A 1573-nucleotide genomic window follows, 5' to 3' on the forward strand; every position below is an offset into this window, starting at 1 on the left:
GGAGTGAGACCATTCCGGTTGATCCTGCCGGAGGCCATTGCTATCGGGGTCCGATTTAGCCATGCTAGTTGTACGAGTTCACACTCGTAGCAAATAGCTCCGTAACACGTGGCCAAACTACCCTACAGAGAACGATAACCTCGGGAAACTGAGGCTAATAGTTCATACCCGTCTCGCGCTGGAATAGCCGAGACGTGCAAACGTTCCGACGCTGTAGGACGTGGCTGCGGCCGATTAGGTAGACGGTGGGGTAACGGCCCACCGTGCCGATAATCGGTACGGGTTGTGAGAGCAAGAACCCGGAGACGGAATCTGAGACAAGATTCCGGGCCCTACGGGGCGCAGCAGGCGCGAAACCTTTACACTGCACGCAAGTGCGATAAGGGGACCCCGAGTGCGAGGGCATACAGTCCTCGCTTTTCACTACCGTAAGGTGGTAGTGGAATAAGAGCTGGGCAAGACCGGTGCCAGCCGCCGCGGTAATACCGGCAGCTCGAGTGATGGCCGATTTTATTGGGCCTAAAGCGTTCGTAGCCGGCCACACAAGTCCATCGGGAAATCCGCCAGCCTAACTGGCGGGCGTCCGGTGGAAACTGTGTGGCTTGGGACCGGAAGACCCAACAGGTACGTCTTGGGTAGGAGTGAAATCCTGTAATCCTGGACGGACCACCGATAGCGAAAGCATGTTGGGAAGACGGATCCGACGGTGAGGAACGAAAGCCAGGGTCTCGAACCGGATTAGATACCCGGGTAGTCCTGGCCGTAAACGATGTCTGCTAGGTGTGGCTCCCACTACGAGTGGGTGCTGTGCCGTAGGGAAGCCGCTAAGCAGACCGCCTGGGAAGTACGTCCGCAAGGATGAAACTTAAAGGAATTGGCGGGGGAGCACTACAACCGGAGGAGCCTGCGGTTTAATTGGACTCAACGCCGGACATCTCACCAGCATCGACAACAGTAATGACGGTCAGGTTGATGACCTTGCCAGAGTTGTTGAGAGGAGGTGCATGGCCGCCGTCAGCTCGTACCGTGAGGCGTCCTGTTAAGTCAGGCAACGAGCGAGACCCGCATTCCTAATTGCCAGCACCGGCTTCGGCCGGGTGGGTACATTAGGAAGACTGCCGTGGCTAACACGGAGGAAGGAACGGGCAACGGTAGGTCAGTATGCCCCGAATGTGCTGGGCTACACGCGGGCTACAATGGCCAAGACAATGGGTTCCAACCTCGAGAGAGGACGGTAATCTCCTAAACTTGGTCGTAGTTCGGATTGAGGGCTGAAACCCGCCCTCATGAAGCTGGATTCGGTAGTAATCGCGTGTCAGCAGCGCGCGGTGAATACGTCCCTGCTCCTTGCACACACCGCCCGTCAAAGCACCCGAGTGGGGTCCGGATGAGGCACGGTTACCCGTGTCGAATCTGGGCTCCGCAAGGGGGCTTAAGTCGTAACAAGGTAGCCGTAGGGGAATCTGCGGCTGGATCACCTCCTACTGATCGGGACCTCCCACACGGGAGGCCCACCACACTACTGCCGTCCAAGGTATCGGTTCGACCACCCGCCCGACCGGGCATCGAAGAA

1 rRNA gene is annotated in these 1573 nt (G+C 58.0%); it reads left to right on the plus strand.

Annotated elements, in window-relative coordinates:
• Positions 1–11: 11 nt before the first annotated feature.
• Positions 12–1483, plus strand: a 16S ribosomal RNA gene (locus BLU18_RS14460).
• Positions 1484–1573: the final 90 nt, after the last annotated feature.

Origin of the sequence: Haloplanus vescus (assembly GCF_900107665.1) — an archaeon.
Taxonomy (GTDB): Archaea; Halobacteriota; Halobacteria; order Halobacteriales; family Haloferacaceae; genus Haloplanus; species Haloplanus vescus.